The organism is Pantoea sp. JK, from assembly GCF_026130245.1.
Lineage (GTDB): Bacteria > Pseudomonadota > Gammaproteobacteria > Enterobacterales > Enterobacteriaceae > Pantoea > Pantoea trifolii.
Genome location: NZ_JAINFN010000002.1, coordinates 478,755 through 498,735, shown reverse-complemented (window position 1 = coordinate 498,735; position 19,981 = coordinate 478,755). Strand labels below are relative to the sequence as shown.

At 56.4% G+C, this 19,981-nt stretch carries 18 protein-coding genes; 11 read left to right on the top strand and 7 right to left on the bottom strand.

The window, feature by feature from the left end:
• Positions 1-7: 7 nt before the first annotated feature.
• From PanJK_RS06785 to PanJK_RS06775, 3 genes are read right to left on the bottom strand one after another with little or no spacing between them, the layout of a single operon-like run.
• The gene (locus PanJK_RS06785; RefSeq protein WP_265298291.1) at positions 8-1,063 is read right to left on the bottom strand and encodes an ABC transporter permease; all 1,056 of its coding nucleotides are present in this window, start codon (positions 1,061-1,063) and stop codon (positions 8-10) included.
• Positions 1,064-1,085: 22 nt separating this feature from the next.
• Entirely contained in the window at positions 1,086-2,624 is a 1,539-nt protein-coding gene (locus PanJK_RS06780; protein ID WP_265298289.1) for a sugar ABC transporter ATP-binding protein, read from the bottom strand.
• Positions 2,621-3,274 carry a DUF2291 domain-containing protein gene (locus PanJK_RS06775; protein WP_265298287.1) on the bottom strand — a complete coding sequence of 218 codons (654 nt, stop codon included), beginning with the start codon at positions 3,272-3,274 and terminating at the stop codon, positions 2,621-2,623. Before PanJK_RS06775 ends, PanJK_RS06780 begins: the two co-directional genes overlap by 4 nt.
• Positions 3,275-3,665: 391 nt before the next feature.
• On the opposite strand from PanJK_RS06775, the gene PanJK_RS06770 reads away from it, so the two are divergent.
• The 6 genes from PanJK_RS06770 to PanJK_RS06745 all read left to right on the top strand — a co-directional run bounded on the left by PanJK_RS06770 (position 3,666) and on the right by PanJK_RS06745 (position 10,583).
• The gene (locus PanJK_RS06770) at positions 3,666-5,246 is read left to right on the top strand and encodes an FGGY-family carbohydrate kinase (protein ID WP_265298285.1); all 1,581 of its coding nucleotides are present in this window, start codon (positions 3,666-3,668) and stop codon (positions 5,244-5,246) included.
• Positions 5,247-5,256: 10 nt separating this feature from the next.
• A complete protein-coding gene (locus PanJK_RS06765; RefSeq protein WP_265298283.1) occupies positions 5,257-6,783 on the top strand; it encodes a glycerol-3-phosphate dehydrogenase in 1,527 nt (508 codons plus the stop codon).
• Positions 6,784-6,793: 10 nt separating this feature from the next.
• On the top strand, positions 6,794-7,732 hold the full coding sequence (locus PanJK_RS06760) for a sugar phosphate isomerase/epimerase family protein (protein WP_265298281.1): 939 nt from the start codon (positions 6,794-6,796) through the stop codon (positions 7,730-7,732).
• A gap of 146 nt (positions 7,733-7,878) precedes the next feature.
• On the top strand, positions 7,879-8,832 hold the full coding sequence (locus tag PanJK_RS06755; RefSeq protein WP_265298253.1) for a sugar-binding transcriptional regulator: 954 nt from the start codon (positions 7,879-7,881) through the stop codon (positions 8,830-8,832).
• Between the two features lie 154 nt (positions 8,833-8,986).
• On the top strand, positions 8,987-9,346 hold the full coding sequence (locus PanJK_RS06750) for a helix-turn-helix domain-containing protein (protein ID WP_265298251.1): 360 nt from the start codon (positions 8,987-8,989) through the stop codon (positions 9,344-9,346).
• A complete protein-coding gene (locus PanJK_RS06745; protein WP_256696470.1) occupies positions 9,336-10,583 on the top strand; it encodes a type II toxin-antitoxin system HipA family toxin in 1,248 nt (415 codons plus the stop codon). Before PanJK_RS06750 ends, PanJK_RS06745 begins: the two co-directional genes overlap by 11 nt.
• Before the next feature lie 13 nt (positions 10,584-10,596).
• Here the strand turns inward: PanJK_RS06745 and PanJK_RS06740 are convergent, their stop codons facing one another.
• Positions 10,597-11,337 carry a DNA-binding transcriptional regulator YciT gene (locus PanJK_RS06740; RefSeq protein ID WP_265298248.1) on the bottom strand — a complete coding sequence of 247 codons (741 nt, stop codon included), beginning with the start codon at positions 11,335-11,337 and terminating at the stop codon, positions 10,597-10,599.
• Between the two features lie 42 nt (positions 11,338-11,379).
• Positions 11,380-12,642, bottom strand: coding sequence for a DUF1479 domain-containing protein (locus tag PanJK_RS06735; protein ID WP_265298246.1), 1,263 nt, complete (start codon positions 12,640-12,642; stop codon positions 11,380-11,382).
• A 467-nt stretch (positions 12,643-13,109) separates the two neighbouring features.
• Here PanJK_RS06735 and PanJK_RS06730 point away from each other — a divergent pair, with 467 nt between their 5' ends.
• The 5 genes from PanJK_RS06730 (at position 13,110) to PanJK_RS06710 (ending at position 18,313) form a co-directional block, all read left to right on the top strand.
• Positions 13,110-14,864, top strand: a complete 1,755-nt coding sequence (locus PanJK_RS06730) for a glycerol-3-phosphate dehydrogenase/oxidase (RefSeq protein ID WP_265298244.1) — start codon at positions 13,110-13,112, stop codon at positions 14,862-14,864.
• Positions 14,848-15,687, top strand: coding sequence for a class I fructose-bisphosphate aldolase (locus PanJK_RS06725; RefSeq protein ID WP_265298242.1), 840 nt, complete (start codon positions 14,848-14,850; stop codon positions 15,685-15,687). The genes PanJK_RS06730 and PanJK_RS06725 overlap by 17 nt, the downstream gene beginning before the upstream one ends.
• 60 nt (positions 15,688-15,747) lie before the next feature.
• Positions 15,748-17,232, top strand: coding sequence for an FGGY-family carbohydrate kinase (locus tag PanJK_RS06720; RefSeq protein ID WP_265298240.1), 1,485 nt, complete (start codon positions 15,748-15,750; stop codon positions 17,230-17,232).
• Positions 17,233-17,330: 98 nt separating this feature from the next.
• Complete coding sequence (locus PanJK_RS06715; protein ID WP_265298238.1) at positions 17,331-17,813, top strand: antitoxin Xre/MbcA/ParS toxin-binding domain-containing protein; 483 nt, start codon at positions 17,331-17,333, stop codon at positions 17,811-17,813.
• Positions 17,813-18,313 (top strand): RES family NAD+ phosphorylase, encoded by a 501-nt coding sequence (locus PanJK_RS06710; protein WP_256696477.1) that lies wholly within the window; start codon positions 17,813-17,815, stop codon positions 18,311-18,313. The genes PanJK_RS06715 and PanJK_RS06710 overlap by 1 nt, the downstream gene beginning before the upstream one ends.
• Positions 18,314-18,377: 64 nt before the next feature.
• Here the strand turns inward: PanJK_RS06710 and PanJK_RS06705 are convergent, their stop codons facing one another.
• Positions 18,378-19,640 carry an acid phosphatase gene (locus tag PanJK_RS06705; RefSeq protein ID WP_265298235.1) on the bottom strand — a complete coding sequence of 421 codons (1,263 nt, stop codon included), beginning with the start codon at positions 19,638-19,640 and terminating at the stop codon, positions 18,378-18,380.
• 75 nt (positions 19,641-19,715) lie between these two features.
• The gene (locus tag PanJK_RS06700; RefSeq protein WP_265298233.1) at positions 19,716-19,955 is read right to left on the bottom strand and encodes a hypothetical protein; all 240 of its coding nucleotides are present in this window, start codon (positions 19,953-19,955) and stop codon (positions 19,716-19,718) included.
• Positions 19,956-19,981: the final 26 nt, after the last annotated feature.

Here is a 19,981-nt window from a genome sequence, read left to right as displayed (position 1 = left end):
GCGTGAGTTAGCGAGCGCGCCGTCCGTATTGCAAAGTGTTGAGCAATACCGCCAGCACGATCACGGCACCAGTGAACACCGTCTGCCAGTAAGCAGAGACGCCGATAATCACCAGGCCATCAGAGAGAAAACCAATCACGAACGCGCCAAGCAGCGTACCGCGCACGTTGCCGCGTCCACCGGTCAGCGCCGCGCCACCGATCACCACCGCCGCAATGGCGGTCAGTTCATAGGTGGTACCGGCGGTTGGGCCCGCCGAGGTGAGCTGTGAGGAGAGCACCAGCCCGGCAAGTGCGGCGCAGACGCCAGACAACACATAGACGCTGATTTTGATGCGCTTCACCGGCACGCCCGACAGATCGGCCGCGCGTTCGTTGCCACCCGACGCGTACAGCCAGCGGCCAAACGCCGAGCGGCTGAGCAGGAAACCACACGCCAGCGCCACCACACCCAGCACCAGCACGCCAACCGGGATATTGAAGATGCGATTAAAGCCGAGCCAGTCGAAGCCGGTATTTCCCAGCGCTTCGCTGCCTGAGAGTTTGTTGTAAGTGAGGCCGTTAGTAATCAGCAGCGCAATGCCGCGCGCCACATACATGGTGCCAAGCGTGGCGACGAATGCCGGGACGCGGAACCAGGCGATCAGTACGCCGTTGACTAATCCCACCAGCGCGCCGACCACCAGCGTCAAAATCGCCACCGCCCACACCGGCAAATAGAGCACCACGCCGAGCGCTTCGAGGTTGATGCCCTGCATCATAAATCCGGCCATTACCCCGGCGAGACCAAGCGTAGAGCCCACTGATAAATCAATGCCGCCGTTGAGGATCACTAACAGCATGCCGATCGCCGGCAGACCGAAAATCGCCACGTGCGATGCCATGGTGAGGAAGTTTGCGCCGGTAAAGTAGTTAGGCGACAACATGGAGAAGGTGGCGATAATCACCAGCAGCGCGATGAACGCGCGCCCTTCCAGCAGCAGGCGCGCCACATTCAGCTGCTTGTCGCCTTTTTTCTTAGTTATCACCGGCGGCGTGTCCAGCGTTTGTGTTCTGTCAGTCATACCTTTTGCTCCACTTTTCATGTCATGCCACCAGAGACTCGCCTGAAGCGGCCATAATGCGTTCTTTACTGACGCTTGCGTCGAAGATGGCGGAGATGCGCCCTTTGCTCATCACCACAATGCGATGAGCAATACTCAGGCATTCGCCCACTTCCGAGGTGGTATACACCACCGCCAGCCCCTTTTTGGCGTTCTCCGCCAGCAGGCGAAACACTTCCGCTTTGGCACCGATATCGATGCCACGACTCGGCTCATCCAGCAGAATCACTTTGGGACGGGTGGCGAGCATTTTGCCGATCACCACTTTTTGTTGATTGCCGCCGGAGAGCGATCCAATCGCCGCATCGCCACCGGCGGTTTTCACCGTCACGTTACGAATGCTGTCGTTGACCAGCTGTTTTTCCCGGCTTCTGGAGAGCACCAGCCCGCGCACAAAGTCGCCGATGCTGGCCAGCGACAGGTTTTCCCCCACCGACATAGTTTGTACCAGGCCATCGCGCTGCCGATCTTCCGGCACAAGCGCCAGCCCGATTTGAATGCGTTGTGAAATGTTCAGCGCGGAGATATCGGTGTCCTGCAACAGAATATGGCCGCTGCTTTGCTGCAGACGTCCGGCGATGCACTCCAGCAACTCGGTGCGCCCCGCGCCCATCAGCCCGTAAATGCAGACGATCTCGCCGGCTTGCACCGCCAGCGATAAGTTGTCCACCAGCCGAATGCCGGTTTTGCTTTTCAGCGTCAGATCTTTCACCGTCAGCGCCGGCAGGCCGAAGTCGTAACCCTGCGGCGGCGATCCCAGATCAAAGTGATCGCCGACCATGTTGCGCACGATCCATTCGAGATCGATCTCTTCGCGTTTGGCATAGGCGGTCATCACGCCATCGCGCAGCACCACCGCACGATCGGTAATCTCCAGCGCCTCTTCGAGATGATGCGAGATATAGACAATCGCGACGCCCTGGCTGGTTAAATCACGGATCACCTGAAACAGCACCGCCACTTCCGCCGCGCTCAGTGCCGAGGTGGGTTCATCCATGATCAGAATCTGCGAATTCACCGACAGCGCGCGGGCAATCTCTACAATCTGCTGCTGTCCCAGACGCAGGTTTTCCACCGGCGTCAGCGGATCGATCTCCTCCTCCAGCGCCGCCATCAGGTGCGCTGTTACGCGCGCCTCTTCGGCATAATCAACGCCGCCCGGCTTCATGATTTCGCGCCCCATAAAGATGTTGTCGCGCACGTTCATATTCGGCGCGAGATTCAGCTCCTGATGGATAATCGAGATGCCACAGTCACGCGCTTCGGTGGCGGATCGAAAGGTCTTCTCCTCGCCGTGTAACAAGATTTCCCCGGTTGTTGGCGTAATCACACCAGACAAAATTTTCATCAGCGTCGATTTGCCCGCGCCGTTTTCACCAAACAGCGTGGTCACTTCGCCACGACGAATTTCGAAATTGACGCCCTTCAGCGCGTGCGTGGAGCCGTACACTTTGCTGACGTTGCGCGCTTGCAGGATCACTTCGCCTTTCAGCAAGGCGGGATTGAGGTTGAACGGTTTCATTTCACCTCCATGCTGACCGGCGTCACCATCCAGTTTTTCGCGTTGAGTAAGCGGAACACGCCAACCACCTGCACGGTTTTACCCGGCAATGCATCGCGGTCCAGCTTGTCGAGCACCGCGCTTTTCATCGCACGATTGATCGCCGAACCGGCATTTTGATACTCGATTTGGTTAGTGAAATCGCCGAACTGAATCTTACCGTTGGCGTCACGCAGATCGGTGCCGGTAATCGCCGGACCGGTTTGCAGCCGCACCTGCATATCTGCCGGTAATCCGTCGATTTTCAGCGGGAAGATGCCCATCTGCCCCGCTTGCACCACGCCGGAGAATTTAACGGCAAACACCGGCAGCGGCGCGCCAACGCCATACTTCTGTACTGCTTCCTGCTGATTGGTTTGCAGCGCATCGGCTAACGTTTTGGCGTCTACCGCGCGTGATGCAACATCCTGCTGAATGGTCGGGAAGGTTTTCTGGCCGTAACTCTCCGGCGAGAAGCCTTGTTCCTGCGCATCCTCGGCGGAACCCATTTTTACCACCTTGGTGTCGAGCGCCATCGCCGCGATCACCGCGATCACCACCACACCGAGGGTGGCGTAGCGCCGCACGCGCTTACGGGAGATTTGCTGGGCCTGAATTGAGACATCGGACATAACGAGACCTCTCACTGACATCAGCTGCGATAATCGCGCCGACAATGTTATAAATGTGATAACTTGTGTGATGAGAATTGTGCTGGTGTGACTAAATTGTCAACAGGTGGCGCGCAATTTTTTCAGGAGAGCGATCTGGATCGCTTATTTGATGTCGGCCTCGTCACAAAGCGCATTAAACCCCGCCATATAAGCTTTTTTTCCGTGATGTCTCATTTCTTCTTGTGAGGATTTACCACCTAATCCGTGATCTGCTTCGCTATCCGAAATGAAATTTATTGGTTTTATCGAAAAATAATACAGTTTATATGTTATCTCAGTGAGAAGTGGTGTAAGACATTATTTAGCAAATTCATCACAGCCCATTAACACCTTTCCGGTGATCACGGCGATGAACAGAACTCTTTTTCTTTCGGAGGTGTACGTGGATAGTGGCGATATCATTCTGGGACTGGATTCCGGCACCTCGGTGGTTAAAGCGGTGGCGTTTGATCTGGAAGGCAAGCAACTGGCATGCGCATCGGTGCGTAACCGTTATTACCGCAGCGAAGGCGGCGCAGCGCAGCAGTCAATGAGCCAAACCTGGCAGGATGCAGTCACCGCGATACGTAAACTGGGCGAGCGCGTCGACAATCTCGCCGCGCGGGTTGTGGCGGTGGCCGTCACCGCCCAGGGCGACGGCAGCTGGCTGGTGGGTGCCAACAATCAGCCGGTCGGCGATGCGTGGATTTGGTTGGACGCACGCGCGGCACTGACGGTTGAAAAACTCAATCAGCATCCGTTAGCTGCCGCACGCTTTAGCGCGACCGGCACCGGACTCAACACCTGTCAGCAGGGATCGCAGCTGGCGCACATGGATCACTTCTACCCCGAACTGTTAGCCCACAGCGAAGTGGCGCTGCACTGCAAGGATTGGCTTTACCTCAATCTCACCGGTATTCGCGCCACCGACCCTTCCGAGGCGAGCTTTACCTTTGGCAACTTCCGCCACCAGCGTTATGACGATCAGGTGATTGCCGCGCTGGGGCTGGAACAGCGTCGTCATCTGCTACCGGAAATTATTGAAGGCACGGAAACCACGCATCCATTAACCGCTGAAGCCGCGCAGGCCACCGGTTTACGGGCCGGCACGCCAATCTGTCTCGGCTATGTCGATATGGCGATGACCGCGCTTGGCGCTGGCGTGCATACCGGTGAAGCCAACACCGCTTGCTCAATTGTTGGATCGACCGGCGTTCATCTGCGCAGCGTCACCATTGATGAGGTGTGGCTGAATCCGGCGCAAACCGGCTACGTGATTCCGCTGCCGTGGCCGGGCTATGTCACCCAGGTGCAAACCAATATGGCATCGACGCTCAATCTCGACTGGCTGCTGAATCTCGCCAGCGATCTGCTCAACAGCTTTGGTTGCGAAATCGATCATGCCCGTTTGGTGGGACATATCGATCGCTGGCTCAACGCGGCCAAACCCGGCAGCCTGCTTTATCACCCTTATATCTCGATTGCCGGTGAGCGCGGACCGTTTGTTAATGCCGAAGCGCGCGCCAGCTTTACCGGCCTGAGTTACACCCACAATTTTGGCGATCTGGTGCGGGCGGTAATCGAAGGCATTGGTTTTGCCGCGCGCGATTGCTATCAGGCGATGGGCAGTTTACCGGGGGAAATCCGGTTAACCGGCGGCGCAGTGCGTTCGCAGCCGTTACGCCAGATTTTGTCGGCCTGCATTGGGGCGCCGGTGCGCATCAGCCAGCGCGACGAAGCCGGTGCGGCCGGTACCGCGATGATGGCGGCGGTAGCGATTGGCGCGTATCCGTCGATGGAGAGCTGCGTCAAAACCTGGGTGATGCCGCTGCTGGATGCGCCCGAAGCACCGGCCAGCGAACTGAGGCAGCGCTACAACCAGCTGTTCCCCACCTATCAGCAGATGCGTAACGATCTTCCTGCCGCCTGGCACGCGCTAAAACAGTTTTAAGGAGTAAATCATGAGTGAACACATGCTGGATCTATTTGTGATTGGCGGCGGTATCAACGGTGCGGGTATCGCGCGTGACGCCGCCGGTCGCGGCTTGTCGGTGATGATGTGTGAGAAAGATGACCTCGCGCAGGGCACCTCATCGCGCTCCGGCAAGCTGGTGCACGGCGGCCTGCGTTATCTGGAGTATTACGAGTTTCGTCTGGTGCGTGAGGCGCTGATCGAGCGCGAAGTACTGCTCAACGCCGCGCCGCATATCATCTGGCCGATGCGCTTTGTGTTGCCGCATAGCCCAACCGATCGTCCGGCGTGGCTGGTGCGCCTCGGCCTGTTTCTCTATGACCACCTTGGCGGCCGTCAGAAACTGCCGGGCACGCGTTCGCTGGATTTACGCCGCGATCCCGAAGGTGCGCCGCTGCTGGACAGCTACAGCAAAGGATTCGAGTACTCCGATTGCTGGGTGGATGATGCGCGGCTGGTGATGCTGAATGCGCTGGATGCCGCCGAGCGTGGCGCTACCATTCTGCCGCGCACCCGCTGCGTGGCGGCAACACGTCACAACGGCAAATGGGAAATCACCCTGCAGGATGTCAGCGGTACCTCGCGCACCGTGTTTGCCAAAGTGCTGGTCAACGCCGCCGGGCCGTGGGTGCTGGATATCGTTAATCAGGTGACGCACACCAAAAGCAGTCGCAACGTGCGGCTGGTCAAAGGCTCGCACATCATCGTGCCGAAATTCTGGGAAGGTCAGCAGGCGTATCTGGTGCAGAACACCGACAAGCGGGTGATTTTTATCAATCCGTATGAGGGCGATAAAGCGCTGATCGGCACCACCGATATTCCGTGGCAGGGCAAAGCGGAAGCGGTCACCGCCGACGACAGCGAGCAGCAATACCTGATCGATGTGGTGAATCGCTACTTCAAGGTGAAACTGCGCGCCAGCGATGTGATCACGCGCTTCTCCGGCGTGCGTCCGCTGTTTGATGACGGCAAAGGCAATCCATCGGCGGTGACGCGTGATTACGTGTTTGACCTCGACGATCAGCAAAACGCCCCGCTGCTGCATGTGTTTGGCGGCAAGATCACCACCTTCCGCAAGCTGGCTGAACACGCCATTCAGAAGCTGGCACCGTTCTTTCCCAACATGGGAGCGGACTGGACGCGGGGCGCCACCTTACCAGGCGGCGATATGCCACACGCCGATTTCGACAGCTTCTTAGAGCAGGTTAAAGCGCGCTGGCCGTGGCTGCCGCAGCCGCTGCGCAAACACTATGCGCGGCTCTATGGCACGCGTATCGATAAGTTGATTGGTCATGCCAATGCGCTGGGCGAACTTGGCCGTCACTTTGGTGGGCAACTGTATGAAGCTGAGGTGCGTTATTTGGTGGAAAACGAGTGGGCGCAGCAGGCTGAAGATGTGTTGTGGCGTCGCACCAAGCATAAATTGCACCTCGATGAGGCTCAGCAACAGGCTTTCACTCAGTGGTTCAACGCCACCTTTGCTGCTCCCGTACCGCTGCGTGCGCATGCCGGATAAGAGGTGAATCATGCCGTTAACACTGTCACTGAATACCAATCCGCTGGTGAATCGCTTTGCCGAACCGCAGGATTTGATTCACACCGTGGCGCAGCAGATCCGCATTCGTGATGTGCAGCTCACCCATGAATTCATCAATCCCGGCTGGCCCGCTGCGACCATCACGCGCATGACGCGCCGCATGCAGCAGGCGCTGCGCACCACCGGCGTGCGCGTGACCTCCGGCATGACCGGGCCGTATGGCCGCCTCAACCATTTTGGCCATCCTGATGTTGAAGTGCGCCGCTATTACGTCGACTGGTTTAAAACCTTCGCCGATATCACCGCCGAACTGGGTGGCGATTCGGTGGGATCGCAGTTCGCCATCTTTACTCAGCAGGATTTCAACGATGTTGCGCGCCGCGACGCACTGATCGATATCGCCATTGATTGCTGGGCCGACGTTGCCGAACACGCCAAAGCCGCCGGACTGAAATACCTGTTTTGGGAGCCGATGAGCGTCGGCCGCGAGTTTGGTGAAACCATTCCTGCCTGTTTAGCGCTGCAGCAGCGTTTGAGCGAAGCCTCGATGGCGCTGCCGATGTGGATGATGGCGGATATCGATCACGGTGATGTTACCTCCGCCGATCCGCGCGATTACGACCCCTATGCGTGGGCCGAAGCGGTGCCGCGTTATTCTCCGATTATCCATATTAAACAGAGCATGCTGGATAAAGGCGGACACAGACCTTTTACATTGCAGTACAATGCCGGCGGCCGCATACAGCCGCAGCCGCTGCTGGACGCGCTGGCGCGCGGCGGTGCGCAGGATAATGAGATCTGCCTTGAACTGAGCTTTAAAGAGCGCGAGCCAACCGACAGCAAGGTGGTAGCCGAGATCGCCGAAAGCGTCGCCTTCTGGGCCGGACATATTGATACCGGCGTGCAGGATCTGCATTTGGCGGAGTGAGGTGCGCATTTCCCCTCACCCTAACCCTCTCCCGCAAGCGGGCGAGGGAACTGTCCGCGCAGGCTGCTCGATCGGCTCCTTCTCCCGCCTGCGGGAGAAGGTTGGGATGAGGGCCAAAGTGCACATTTTAAACCAAAGGACAACCCATGAAACCGGCACCAACCTCGACTGAACGCGACGAATCTCTGGCGCTGCGCGCCGCCTGGCTTCATTACGTCGGCGGTTTGACGCAGGCGGAAGTGGCGAAACGACTCGGGCTGCCATCGGTGAAAACGCACCGCATGATTGCGCGCATGGTGGCGGAAGGCGCGGTGAAGGTGTCTATCGATGGCGATATTGTCGCCTGCGTTGCGTTAGAAGATCGGCTGCGGGCGAAATTCGCGCTTAACTTCTGTCATGTCGCGCCTGACCTTGGTGAAGAAGGTTTGCCGGTACGTGCGCTGGGCATGGCGGGCGCGGATTATCTGCGTAATCTGCTCATCGCGTCGCCTTCTACCACGCTAGGTCTGGGACACGGCCGCACCCTTTCCGCCGCCATCCACCAATTACCGCGTATCGATGCGCCGCACATGCGCTTTGTCTCGCTGCTCGGCTGTTTAACTCGCAACTACGCGCTCAATCCCCACGACGTCATGCATCGCATCGCCGAGAAAACCGGTGCGCAGGCTTACATGATGCCCGTGCCTTTCTTTGCGAATACTCAGGAAGATCGTGAAGTGTTGCTGGCGCAGCGCGGCGTGAGCGAGGTATTTGCCATGGCGGCGCAGAGTGAAGTCAAACTGGTGGGCATTGGCACCGTGGAACCCGCCGCTCAACTGGTTGAAGCCGGCATGATTGATGAAGCGGAGATCAATGATATCTCCTCATCCGGCGCTGTCGGCGAACTGCTGGGCCACTTCTTCGATGCCAATGGGCAGATGATTCACACCAACCTGACGGCACGCACCTTGTCGGTGGATCTCGATCTTTCGCATCGCGCAGAGATTGTCGCCCTGGCGGGCGGCGCCAGTAAAGTTGCAGCGATCCGCGCCGTGCTGGCCAGCGGTCTGGTGACCGGTTTGATCACGGATGAATTGACGGCGCAGGAATTGGTGGGTTAAAAAAAGAATAGTTAGATGTTCTCTTTATAGTACCAATGATTCTTATTGGTACTATAAAGAGAACATCCGCGCCAGCATGCAGCATTGGAAAAAACATACGCTTATGTTTAAAATGTTCCACATAGAGTACATATAACCCTTATTGGTACCATGCATGGAACAGATGATGACCTCTTTCACTTCACCTACCTCACGTTATGCGCAGGAAGCGATTGCCTTATTGGCTTCCTTGATTCGTGCTGAACGTATTGAGAAGCAAATTCCGGTATCCGCATTGGCTGAAAGAGCTGGCATTTCGCGTGGGACTTTACATCGTATTGAGCAAGGCGATGTGAAATGTCAGATTGGCAGTTATTTTGAGATTGCGGCCATCCTGGATATTCCCCTGTTTGATACAGAGGTGAGTTTGCCCTCATTGGTCAGTCATCGAAATCGTGTTGAGGAAAAGCTAAAGCTGTTACCTAAACACACCAGCAAAATAAAGAGCAGCAGGAAGGTGAAGGATGACTTCTGAAGCGCGTTTAAGAGACGCTTACGTATGGATATGGCTTCCAGGTGAGATATCGCCAGTGGTGGCGGGCAGGATAGAGGCTGAAGGCGATACGCTGTTTTTCAACTATGGTCGTAGTTATCTACAGCGAGAAAACCGCATCCCGCTCAATCCCAATGAACTTCCTCTGCAGACTGGCGTTATACCGCCGCTGAATGGGTTAAAGATTGCGGGCTGTATTCGTGATAGCGCGCCTGATGCCTGGGGACGACGTGTCATTATCAACCGTCGAATGGGACGGAAAGGTGCCAACGTCGATACCGGAATACTCGATGAGCTAACGTATCTCATCGAGTCTGGTTCAGATCGCATTGGTGCCCTGGATTTCCAGCACTCGGCAACGGAGTACATTCCGCGATCGGCTGCGAATGTCACCCTTCATGAATTACTGGAGTCTGCTGATCGGGTCGAAAAAGGCGTGCCGTTAACACCTGAATTGGATCAGGCGCTTTTCCATGGGACGTCGATCGGTGGCGCGCGGCCCAAAGCGCTGATCGAGGCTGAGGGAAAAAAATACATTGCTAAATTTTCTGCCAGTGCGGATATCTGGAATGTAGTAAAAGGCGAATTCCTGGCGATGCGATTGGCGCAGTTGGCAGGTTTGCATGTCGCCCCGGTCAAGTTAGTCAAAGCAGCTGGACGCGATGTGATCATGATCGAGCGTTTCGACCGCGAACAAAAAGCTGATGGATGGACACGAAAAGTAATGCTTTCGGCGCTGACCTTGTTTGAACTCGACGATATGCTGGCGCGCTATGCCAGTTACGAAACACTCGCTGAAATTATTCGACAGCGATTTGCGTCGCCCAAAGAGACTTTGCTGGAACTGTATAAACGGCTTTGCTTCAATATTCTCTGCGGCAATACCGATGACCATGCCCGCAATCATGCTGCATTCTGGGATGGTAAAAGCTTCAGTCTTACGCCTGCTTATGATATTTGCCCGCAGGGCCGCGCTGGCAACGAAGCCTCGCAGGCGATGCTGATAAGCGGCAACAATAATTTAAGTCGCATGAGCAGCTGCCTGGATGCAGCTCACCACTTTGCTTTGAGCCGCACTGACGCGCATACGCATTTCATGATGTTAAAAACGGCTATCGAAACCTATTGGCATCATGTTTGTGATGAAGCCGAATTGAGCCAGGTGGATCGGGAAAGTCTGTGGAACAGGCAATTCATCAATCCTTTTTCACTTGAATAACTGATCGCGTAAATTAAACCAAACTTACTTCCACGCCCATCTCACGCAGCGTTTTTAGATAGCTCGCCTCCAGTTCGGCATCGGTGATCAGCTGTTTAAACGGCTGAAGCGGTGCCAGCGCAAAAGGATGAATCTGGCCAAACTTTGAGGAATCCGTCAACGCGATGGTGTGCGTGGGTTTTTCCATGATGGCGTTAACTACGTCACAGCGCAGCATATCGCGGCCGGTAAAGCCGGTGACGGCATCCCAGCCATCAATGCCGATGAACGCCTTGTGGAAATTGAGGTGCTGAATACACAAACGCGTCAGCGGCCCCACCACCGATTCACTGCTTTTTTGAAACAGGCCGCCGAGGATGATCACATCGCCGCCCTTTTCACGCAGCAATCCGGCGATGTAATGGCTCACGGTAATGATGGTGATGTCGTTGCGTTCACTCAGTTCACGCGCCAGCAAGGCGTTGGTGCTGCCGCCTTCGATAAACACCGTTTCACCGCTGTTCACCAGCGACGCTGCGTATTCGGCCAGACGCTTTTTCACGCCGAAGCGGGTTTGCATACGTGCGCCGACGTCATCACTTTCTGGCGCCACGGCGGAACCGTGCACGCGGCGCAGAAAGCCGCCTTTCTCGAGGAGATTGAGATCCTGACGCACGGTCACTTCCGAGACGCCGGTGGTGTGCGCCAGCTCATTAACGCTGACGCTGCCGCGCTCGCTAACCAATTGGATAATCTGCTGATGACGTGCGTTCATAACACCCGCTACTGTGAAGTTTTTGCCAAGCTTACCAGAAATTTAGCCCAATCCGAGACTGCGGCGACCGTTGATATTTAACGCATCGAGGGTGAAGCGATCGCGCCACTGCGTTTCGTAATCCTCCTGCGGGAAATCACTCGGCGATGCACCGGTGGCCAGCGCTTGCGCCACTTTGGTCGCGTAGGCGGCATTTTTCTCGCACAGCGGCGCGGCGGGAATGTACATCACATTGCCCCAGCCTTGCTGATCGTCTACTGGCGCAACCGAATGGATCACATCGCAGTGCCACCATACCGAATCGCCAGCCTGCAGCGCAGGAATCGAACACAAGCCGTCAATCAGTTCCGGATGCCACTGCGCCGATACCGGCAACACTTTGCCCGGCGCGACGCCGCACAACTCATCTTCCGGCACATCTTTCAGCAACGGACGCAGCAACAAATAGGCCATCGCTTCCGGCACCGGCACCACATGCAGCAAGCCCTGACCAATCTGCATATCCGACAGCGCAGTCCAGCCCTGAAAAGTCCGGAATACCGAGCACTTGGTGGTGGTGCCCGATTGATACTCATTCACTTCTGTGCGATGCGCCGCATCCCAGGGATCGTATTGATCAAACTGGTTGGTGAATATTTTGCTGAACACCTGCTGATACGCTGGCAATAACCAACGCTCCAGCGCGCCTGAATCGGTGTGTGCGCCGAGACCTTTGGAGGTGGTGCCCGGCAAGCGGCGACGAATACGATCGGGATAAATAATGCTGACGTCAGGTTCAAACCAGCGTGTGCCGCGTGACTCGAACGTCCACAAGCGATTGAGGAAAGATTGCGTCTGGGCCATGGCATCGCTTTGGCGCGCTGACATCTGCGCATCGCTCCAGTAAATCGGGTAGATTTCCGGACGGGACGCATCAAGGTTGCCGAAGAAGTTATCGCCCGGCCCTTTATAGACATTGTCGAAATCGTTGTCATCGAGGTACGTGAGCATCGACTCATCCCACGCCAGCGCCTGTTCGCGCGGGAAAGTTTGCTTCACCACCACACAACCGCGTCGACGGATATGATCCTTCACCTCATCACTGATGCGTCCCGCCGCAATATCCTGCTGGCTGACCTGCGGCCACGCGCTGCCGTTTTGCGCCTCTTCCGCACGAGCGGCGGCAATTTCGCTGACGATTTTGCTTCTGACTTGTTCAAACAGACCTTCGACATCTCCGATCTGCTCTCTCAGCACGCTTTTCATCAGACGAACGTTTTGTTTGAAATCATCAGGTTGTTGCAATGAAGTGAAAGTATTATTCATGACATGCTCCGATTCGTTAACTTGCGTATTTCATTCGAAACTAAATTACACTTCATTCATAACAAATGCGCAGCAATAAACAATGCCACAACCGCCGAATCCGGAAGTTGATCACATTAAGAATGAAAAATAGCTTTCAGGTGAAAGTGGCGACGAGTTGAACGCCACCACTCAACGATCAGGATTTTGACGTTTTCGATAGTGCTTGCAGAATGGCATCGACGCACTGCTGCGCCGAGAGCATTGCGCTATCCAAGTTGCCAGCCCTTAATCTCTCCTTACCGCTTCTCACCCTGTAATTGGATAACGCCTTCGCTTAATACAGATCCGTCAGTCTTCCAAAGACCAGTTAAGTGACCAGCCTCTCAACTCTTATTCCTTCTATTAACAATTCCTTCACCTTTCGTCCTCCAGCACAGCTCCAGCGACTACGATCTCATCCTGGCGTACTGGAACTGGAGCATCTCATGGATAACATTAAAACCCGCGAACAACGCCTGAGCGCTCTGCGCCTGCGGTCGTCGACACCGGTGTTGATTGTCGGCGGCGGCATCAACGGCATCAGTACATTTCGCGAACTGGCATTGCAGGGCATTCCGGCGATTCTGGTGGAAAAAGGCGACTGGTGCCAGGCCGCCAGCGGTGCGCTGTCGCGCATGATTCATGGCGGTTTGCGGTATCTGGAAACCGGTGAGTTCACGCTGGTCAAAGAGTCGGTCACCGAGCGCGATCGACTGCTGAAAAATGCCTCGCATTATGTCTTCCCCTTACGCACCACGGTGCCGATCGATAATCTCGCTGGCGGCTTAGTCAATGCCACGCGCCGTTTTCTACGCCTGAGCGATAAACCGACACGACGTGGTGCGCTGCTGATTAAAACCGGGCTCAGCCTGTATGACATCTACACCCGCCAATACGGATCGATGCCGAAGCATCAGGTGCGCAATGAAGCCGCCACGCGCGATCGTTGGCCGGGATTTGCGCCCTGGGTGAAATACAGCGCCAGCTATTACGATGCCTGGATCAGCGCACCGGAACGACTGGGATTCGAGTTGATTGATGATGCCGAAAAAGCCTGTCCAGAGGCGCTGGCGCTCAATTATTTACAACTGTTCAGCGCTGAGGGAGAAACCGTAATTTTGCAGGATGCGTTGAGCGGCGAGCGCTTCAGCCTGCAACCGCATGTGCTGGTGAATGCCGGTGGCGCCTGGATCGACCAGCTTAACCAACGCATCACCTCCAGCCGCGATCTGCCAAAGCTGATTGGCGGCACCAAAGGATCGCATCTGATCCTCAATCACCCCGAATTGCTGCATATGCTGGATGGCGAAATGGTCTATTTCGAGAACCAGGAAGGCCGCGTCTGCATCATGTTCCCGTGGTTCGGCAAGGTGCTGGTGGGTTCCACCGATATCCGCGTGGATGATCCCGATGCGGTGGTGTGCGAAGAGGAGGAAAAGGATTACATCCTTGAGTCACTGCGTTTCGTCTTTCCGCACATCGCGGTGCCGGATTCCGCCATCGTGTATACCTTCTGTGGCGTGCGTCCGCTGCCCGCCAGCGACGCCAAACTTAATGGCCAAATCTCACGTAATCACTCGTTAGTGGTGTTGCCGGCTGACGCGAATCGCGCCTGGAGCACGCTCTGTTTAGTCGGCGGCAAATGGACTACTTTCCGCCAGTTCGGTGAAGAAGCGGCGGATCGCGTGCTGCGTCTGCTCGGCGAAAAACGTCAGGTATCAACCGGTGATGTGCCGATTGGCGGCGGGCGTGACTTCCCCAAACCTTCAGGACAAACCGCGTGGCTGGCGCAACTGGCGCAGCGTTATGGCGTGCCGCTGCCGCGCGTGATGCAGCTCGCCAAACGTTACGGCAGCCGCGCCCTGCCGCTGCTGGCGCTGATCCAGCAGAACGGCGAGCAAATGTTGCAGCATCACGCCGCCTACAGCGATGTCGAATTACGTTATCTGATTGAGCATGAACAGGTTTATCAGCTGGAGGATTTGCTGGTACGGCGCACCTCGCTGGCAATTTGCGGTGAACTTAGCGCGCCGCTGGTGCAGGAGATTGCCGAGATCATGGCCGCAACGCTCGGCTGGAGCGATAGCGAACGTGCGCAGCAACTGCAGCGTGGCTGCGCCAATCTGGCACGTTTGCACGGACTTACCGGCCTTTACCCCACGGTTTTTCAGGAGGAAACACAACATGTTAGTAACCAATAAAGTGCGCATGCAACGTCTGTTTCAGCACGGTAAATGTCTGGACGTCGCCATCGATCACGGTATCGCCAACGAGCCTGATTTCCTCATTGGCCTGGAGAATATTGCAGATGTGATGGATAACCTGATCGCCGCACAGCCGGATGCGATCCAGGTCAACTACGGTCAGGCCGATCTGCTACAACGTGTGGCGGGACGTAAACCGGCGCTGGTGATGCGCACCGATGTGGGCAATGCCTACAACGCGGCGCGTCACCGGGAAATGTGGGCGGTGCTGCACAATCCTGATGAACCAATCCTTGCCGCGTTGCAGATGGACGCCGCCGCAGTGGTAGTTAATCTCTATCTGATCCCCGATGAACCGGGCATTTTCCGCATGTGCGTTGAAAACATTGGCCGCCTGCGTCAGGCCTGCGATCGCTACGCTATGCCGCTGATGATTGAACCGCTGGTGATGGCTCCCGCCGGGCAAGGCGTAGCTTACGGCTCGCTGGGCGATGTGGAGAAGATTGTGCCGCTGGTACGGCTGGCGCGTGAGTTGGGTGCCGATATTATCAAAGCCGATCCCACGGAGAACGTGGAAGATTTTCATCGCGTGGTGGAAGCAGCGCGCTGTCCCACGCTGGTGCGCGGCGGCGGCAAAGGTGAACTGGCGGGCGTGCTGACCAAAAGCGCCGCGCTGATGGCGCAAGGTGCCAGCGGCATGGTGTATGGCCGCAATGTTTATCAGCACGATAATCCGTCCCGCGTGGTGAAAGCGCTGATGGCGATTATTCATCAGGGCGCCAGCGGCCCGGACGCATTGGAAATCTATCAGCAGGGTTAAGCCTTACCTGCACCGGCGCTTAAGCGGTGCGCCGTCTTCGCCAGTTGCACGGAGTCGGATATGAAGATAGTCGGTATTGATGCCGGAAACACCATGATCAAAGCGGTGCTGTTTGATCTTAGCGGTCGCGTATTGTCGGTGGCCGAGTGCGCGGGAGAAACCCATCGTCCGCAGGAAGGATACGCCGAACGACCGGTGGCGGATATCTGGCATGGCGTCAGCGATGCGGTGAGCCGTTGCCTGCAACAGGCGGGAACGCCAGCCAGCGATGTGATTGCGGTTGGTGCGGCCGGTCACGGTAACGGTTTGTATGCGCTGGATAAGCATCAGCAACCGCTGTTTGGTATTCAGTCTATCGATCATCGCGCTTGTGACACAGTGCACGCGCTGGAAATCAGCGGCGCGGATAAGCACATCTACCCGATTTCGCTGCAAAAACCCTGGCCAGCTGCAACGCCGGTATTAATCCGCTGGATTAAGCAACATCAACCGCAGCGCTGGGCACAAGTCGGCCATTTACTGTTAGCGAAAGACGTTATCGCCCATTTTCTCAGCGGCGCGATCAGCGCTGATTTCTCGGATGCCGCCGGAGCGGGCTTGATTGATTATCGCGCGCGCGGCTACAGCCGTGAATTGATGGCGCTGTACGGCATCGAAGAGGCGCTCGCCCTGCTGCCCGCACTGCGTGAATCCTGCGAGGTGGTTGGCCATGTCACAGACCGTGCTGCCCAGCTCACTGGGCTACCGGCAGGCATTCCGGTGGTGGCGGGCATCTTTGATGTGGTGGCCAGCGCCGTCGGTTCTGGCGTGGTGAACACCGGTGAAGCCTCGATTGTCGCCGGGACGTGGAGCATCAATCAGGTGGTAGTGAATAAACCCGATTATCTGCGTCCGGTATTTATGAACTCCATTATTGAGTCCGATCGCTATATGGCGATTGAGGCCAGCGCCACCTCGGCGGCAAATCTCGACTGGTTCCTGCGCGAATTCGACGACGGTCGCGGCGGTCAAGGCGCGGCGCGCAGCAGCGATAGCGTGGCGCACGTGCAACCCAATGCCCAGCTACCGCTCTATCACCCTTACCTCTATTCCGGACGTAAATCGGAACCGGCCAAAGCCGGATTTTATGGCTTAGGCGGCTGGCATACGCGCGCCGATATGCTGTTCGCGCTGTTTGAAGGCGTGACCTTTGCTCATCGGGCGCATATCGATCGCCTGCGTGCGGCGGGCATTCCTTTTACACAGGCCATTTTGTCGGGCGGGGCGGCGCGCAGTTGCGTCTGGCTGCAGATGTTTGCTGACGTGTTAGACATACCGATTCGCGTTGCGGAGTGCAAAGAAACCGGCGCGCTAGGCGCAGCATTGTGTGCCGGTGTGGGCGTCGGCGCGTGGCGTAATCTCGCCGAGGCCGCGCAGCAGGCGGTGCAGATCAATCCCGGCGCGCTGCTGCCGCGAGCGGATCGCGTTGCGTTTCATGATACGCGTTATCGGGTGTTTAAGAAGCTGGAGCTGGCGATGCGCGAGATGTGGCAGGAAGCCGGTTGATTTTACTGGCTTGATCGTACAAAAAATGACAACCTCTGCGCAGTGATGTACAATTGAACTATCAAAATGTTCAAATGAACATTATTCAGGAGGTTGTTATGACAACTGCATCCCCATTCAATCACGGCAATGCCGCACGCGTCTTCGATCCGACGCTGATTCAGCACGCTCGGAAATCTTTTATGGATCAAATGGGCTTGCCGCGTAATCCGCTGAAAGCACATCAGTTGATCACCGAAGGTCTGGACGTTGGCATCGTTGAACGCGCGGCCACGGTGCTGAAAGCAACGCCATTGGATGTTGCCCAAATGGTCTCGATCGATCGCAATACCTATCGCCGCCGTGAGAAAGCTGGATCGCAACTCTCGGTGGAGCAAGGTGCGCGAGTGTATCAGGTGTTCGAAATTCTGGATGCCGTATTGCAATTATTTGCCGGTGACGTTGACGCTGCCATGCACTGGATGTATCAACCTGCGTTGGCACTGGACGATGCATTGCCAATGGAGATGCTGAGCACGCCTGCGGGCTGTGATGCGGTGTTAACGCTGATTGGTCGCCTGGAACACGGAGTGATTGTGTAATGACGCAACGGAAGGAACCGGATGCTCCCCATCGATTGTTTTATCGTTTAGTGAAAGAAGAGTATGCCAGCGAGGCATTTAGCGGCGCTGGCGCTGAAAAATGGGGCGGACGCTGGAATCCGCCCGGTATTAAGACGGTTTACCTCAGTAGCTCAAAGGCGCTCGCCACGCTGGAACTGGTGGTGCATGCCGGTAAAGCGATGCTGGAGAAGAGCCGATTTGTGATTTTTACCCTGCCGATCCCTGAGAGCGAAATCATGGCGCTGGACAGCAGTAAGCTGCCCAGCGATTGGCAAAAGTATCAGCAGCAGGAAGAGACGCAGGCGATCGGCGCCGCGTTCCTCGATTTGCAAGGCGGCTTACCTTTGCTGTTGACGGTACCCAGCATTTTGACCGGCGAAGACAACGCCATCCTCAATCCCGACCATCCCGCCGCCGCCGCCCTCTTTGCACAAGCCACTTCAGCGCCCTTCACGCTTGATCGCCGGATTAAAGCGTGACGAGCGTTTTCGTAGGGTGCGCAGTCATACCGTCATGCGCACCTGGTCACCATAAATGACGACCCTACAAAGTCGGTTTCGCTAAAGCAAACGCCGCCGTTAAATCAACACGTTGCCAGAATGACTGATCCGCTGTATTGCCAGACAGCGGATAACCGTTTGGCAGCGCGCTTTTCACCATCAGGCTACGAATCTGCGCATCAGACAGCTGCGGCAACGCGGTTTTCAGCAGGATCTCCGCGCCCTGCGGAACTTTGACAGGCGTGTTCTGCACATTGGCTTTTGGCAGGTTGTAACTCATGGTGAAACGATAGAACTGCTTCATCGCTGGTGAACGATAAGGATCGTCCTTGCCATCGCTGCGCGCACACTCAGCCAGCGACGTGCCGCACTCTTTCTCCAGCGCGGCACGCAGTTGATCGCGCGCTTCACTAAACAGCGCCTGATAGCGCGCATCGTTGAGATAGTTTGCCACGTTGCGTTGCGCCACCATGCGCGAACCCATCACATCCAGCGGGTAATGCACGCCCAATACTAAACGCGAATAACCGTAGCGCGCGCCGCGCGTTACCAAGGCTTCAAAACGTTCTGGCACCATTTCGGCCAGCAACAAGGCATCGGTGTAACCGGTGTTGGTATGGCCGCTCGGGAAAGAACCGCCGTCGGCGGTGTAACGCACGTTGTCTGTTACCACCACATCGTCCGGCACCAGATGAATACTGTTGCCCTCACGCAGGAACGGTCGCGGATAGTTAAAGTGCTTTTTCGCCGCGCTGGTGCTGACTTCACTGGCTTTGATCAACGCCGCCGCTTTGCCGATCTCACCTTTATCGTAAGCCGCGAGGAAGGCTTTGCCGAGACGTGGGCCGAGCGCATCAGAGAGGAAATAGAGATAGCTGATCGCTTCCGCATCGGCCAGTGCCTGATGACGCACATTTTGCGTGGCGTTCAGATTGATATTGGTAACGGTGGCCTGGCTGGCATCAAGCACGCTGGCGGGCAACGCGCTAAAGCCGGACAGCAGCGCAATGCCGGCCTGCTGGTTCTCTTTAGTTTTGAAATCGTAGCCGCTGTTTTTCAGCCACTGCTTGTCAGCCTGTTTCGCGGTCTGTTTGGCTTTTTCCAGTTGCTCACGCGTCAGCGTGCTGCTGTCGCCTTGCAGCGCCCGACGTTCAGCCTGTAAAGATTGCTGCTCGAGATCGCTATAAGCGGAGGTGGAACCGGTGGAGGTTAAGCCTGCCAGCGCGGCCGCATCGGGCAGTGAAACCGCATGTGCCTGCTGTGCCAGCAGAAGAACCGTTGCAATCAGTGTGAAGCGGGTTTTCATTATTTTCCCCTGTTATCAAAATATTACCTTGCCGGGGAAACACGCTAGCACTCGGTTATGACAGATTTATTTCACTTAACGACACTGACTGGCACAGTTTTGTACGCAAATTTGTGCTAACGAGCCGCAGCCGCCGTTATTGTCGTTTTTGCACTGTGATTGCTGCACATAGCAGTTCTGCTGACACGCTGAAACATCGCACTTGGCGGCAATCGGCGTCAGTTGGACCATCGGCGCTTTTCGTTCCGGCTGCCATTGGGGTTGTGCCAGCACGCTAATGCTGAACAGCAAGGCTAATGCCATTATCCATTTCATGATTGAGTCCTCGCGGGAAGGGTGTA

Excerpts from the sequence above, each read along its gene's own strand:
- PanJK_RS06785 (WP_265298291.1), bottom strand. The coding sequence starts at position 1,063 with ATGACTGACAGAACACAAACGCTGGACACGCCGCCGGTGATAACTAAG.
- PanJK_RS06780 (WP_265298289.1), bottom strand. The coding sequence starts at position 2,624 with ATGAAACCGTTCAACCTCAATCCCGCCTTGCTGAAAGGCGAAGTGATC.
- PanJK_RS06775 (WP_265298287.1), bottom strand. The coding sequence starts at position 3,274 with ATGTCCGATGTCTCAATTCAGGCCCAGCAAATCTCCCGTAAGCGCGTG.
- PanJK_RS06770 (WP_265298285.1), top strand. The coding sequence starts at position 3,666 with ATGAACAGAACTCTTTTTCTTTCGGAGGTGTACGTGGATAGTGGCGAT.
- PanJK_RS06765 (WP_265298283.1), top strand. The coding sequence starts at position 5,257 with ATGAGTGAACACATGCTGGATCTATTTGTGATTGGCGGCGGTATCAAC.
- PanJK_RS06760 (WP_265298281.1), top strand. The coding sequence starts at position 6,794 with ATGCCGTTAACACTGTCACTGAATACCAATCCGCTGGTGAATCGCTTT.
- PanJK_RS06755 (WP_265298253.1), top strand. The coding sequence starts at position 7,879 with ATGAAACCGGCACCAACCTCGACTGAACGCGACGAATCTCTGGCGCTG.
- PanJK_RS06750 (WP_265298251.1), top strand. The coding sequence starts at position 8,987 with ATGGAACAGATGATGACCTCTTTCACTTCACCTACCTCACGTTATGCG.
- PanJK_RS06745 (WP_256696470.1), top strand. The coding sequence starts at position 9,336 with ATGACTTCTGAAGCGCGTTTAAGAGACGCTTACGTATGGATATGGCTT.
- PanJK_RS06740 (WP_265298248.1), bottom strand. The coding sequence starts at position 11,337 with ATGAACGCACGTCATCAGCAGATTATCCAATTGGTTAGCGAGCGCGGC.
- PanJK_RS06735 (WP_265298246.1), bottom strand. The coding sequence starts at position 12,642 with ATGAATAATACTTTCACTTCATTGCAACAACCTGATGATTTCAAACAA.
- PanJK_RS06730 (WP_265298244.1), top strand. The coding sequence starts at position 13,110 with ATGGATAACATTAAAACCCGCGAACAACGCCTGAGCGCTCTGCGCCTG.
- PanJK_RS06725 (WP_265298242.1), top strand. The coding sequence starts at position 14,848 with ATGTTAGTAACCAATAAAGTGCGCATGCAACGTCTGTTTCAGCACGGT.
- PanJK_RS06720 (WP_265298240.1), top strand. The coding sequence starts at position 15,748 with ATGAAGATAGTCGGTATTGATGCCGGAAACACCATGATCAAAGCGGTG.
- PanJK_RS06715 (WP_265298238.1), top strand. The coding sequence starts at position 17,331 with ATGACAACTGCATCCCCATTCAATCACGGCAATGCCGCACGCGTCTTC.
- PanJK_RS06710 (WP_256696477.1), top strand. The coding sequence starts at position 17,813 with ATGACGCAACGGAAGGAACCGGATGCTCCCCATCGATTGTTTTATCGT.
- PanJK_RS06705 (WP_265298235.1), bottom strand. The coding sequence starts at position 19,640 with ATGAAAACCCGCTTCACACTGATTGCAACGGTTCTTCTGCTGGCACAG.
- PanJK_RS06700 (WP_265298233.1), bottom strand. The coding sequence starts at position 19,955 with ATGAAATGGATAATGGCATTAGCCTTGCTGTTCAGCATTAGCGTGCTG.